The organism is Synechococcus sp. R55.7, assembly GCF_047461955.1.
GTDB lineage: Bacteria > Cyanobacteriota > Cyanobacteriia > Thermostichales > Thermostichaceae > Thermostichus.
Map to the genome: position 1 here is coordinate 1 of NZ_JANSIC010000344.1, position 1414 is coordinate 1414.

General features: G+C 56.7%; 2 protein-coding genes. One reads left to right on the forward strand and one right to left on the reverse strand.

Going from position 1 to position 1414, the window contains the following annotated elements; genetic code table 11:
* Nucleotides 1–375: cytochrome c oxidase subunit 3 (locus NW820_RS12345; protein ID WP_414407640.1), on the forward strand; the 375-nt coding region annotated here is incomplete at its 5' end.
* Between the two features lie 64 nt (nt 376–439).
* Here NW820_RS12345 and holA read toward each other — a convergent pair.
* Nucleotides 440–1414: DNA polymerase III subunit delta (gene holA / locus NW820_RS12350; RefSeq protein WP_414407641.1), on the reverse strand; the 975-nt coding region annotated here is incomplete at its 5' end.

Genomic DNA, 1414 nt, shown 5'->3' on the forward strand with positions numbered 1-1414 from the left:
TTGCTCTCCAGCAGCTTCGTCATTCACAAAGCTGGGTCGGCCATCAAGGCCGATGATGTCAGGGGTCTGCGGCTGTGGTTTGCCCTCACAGCGCTGATGGGGGCGGTTTTCCTGGCAGGGCAACTCTATGAGTACAGCAACCTGGAGTTTGGCCTCACCACCAATTTGTTTGCCAGCACCTTCTATGTTTTAACGGGGTTTCATGGTCTCCACGTGATGGCAGGGTTGCTGTTTATTCTGGCGGTGCTCTGGCGCTCCTTTAAACCCGGCCACTACAGCGCCCAACATCATTTTGGCGTCGAAGCTGCCGAGATCTACTGGCACTTTGTGGATGGGGTTTGGATCGTGTTGTTTATCTTGCTCTATTTGCTCTGAGGTTGTCTCGAAGCCATTTTGGCAGCAACCCGTAGAGCCATTTCAGCTCTGCCCCATGGTTACCTCAAGTGGCAGTGGAGCGGCTCGCTGGGCCAATGGTTCCCCTCTCCCCAAGAAGAGCGGCGGCTGAGGTCTGAGAGCGGCTGCGGGAAGATGAGCCTTTCTGGAGAAAGGCCACGATTTGGATCAGCGCTTCTTGAAAGGCATCTCGTTCCGGCTGTCCTTGCTTGAGGTTGTATTCCAATTGCAAAAGCTGCTGCATTGCTTTCAGTAAAGCTGTGGTCTTCAGGGATCCCACCTCTTTTTGCAGAAAGTAAACCCGATTGGGATTCCCGATTTCTGCTTTCTGGGCGATGACCTTGGGATCCCGTTCTCCCTGATCCAGCAGCAGCCGCACCCATAGCCAGGTGCGAAATTGGCCCACCAACACCGCCAGAATCCTCAGGGCCGGCTCGTTGTGATCCAGCAGATGGGTCAAGATGCGTAGGGCTTGTTCCAGATTCCCTTTGCGCAGGGATCCCGCCAATTGAAAGCTGTTGTAGGCGCTGGCGGGAACTAACGCCTCGACTTGTTCAGGAGAAATGGGATCCTGTTGACCTGCCGTAAACAGGGCCAGCTTTTCCAATTCCATCGCCAAGCGACGGGAGTCATTGCCCACCGCCTCGGCCAATTTCTGGGCGGCTGCCGGGCTGAGGGCCAGATCCCGTTGTTCAGCTTCCCGCTGCACCTGCTGGAGAATGCCCTCCTCATCCCAAGGGGCCAGTTGGGAAAACTCGCGGACAATGGCCGTTTTCTTGAGGATTTTGGTGGATTTCAGGCGCCCATCCGGTTTGCTGCTGGTGGTCAAGAGCAAATGGGTGGTGGGGGGCAACTGGGCCAGTGTGCGCTCCACTTCTTCCCACAGATCTTCCGGGCAATGGTGGGTGAGCGTCGTCTCTTCCAGCCAAACCAAGCGGGCGGTGGATCCCAGCGGCGGGGTCATGGCTTGGTTGAGCCCGGCAACCGTGGATTCCGGCGGCAGGCGATCGTAGTTAAAAGC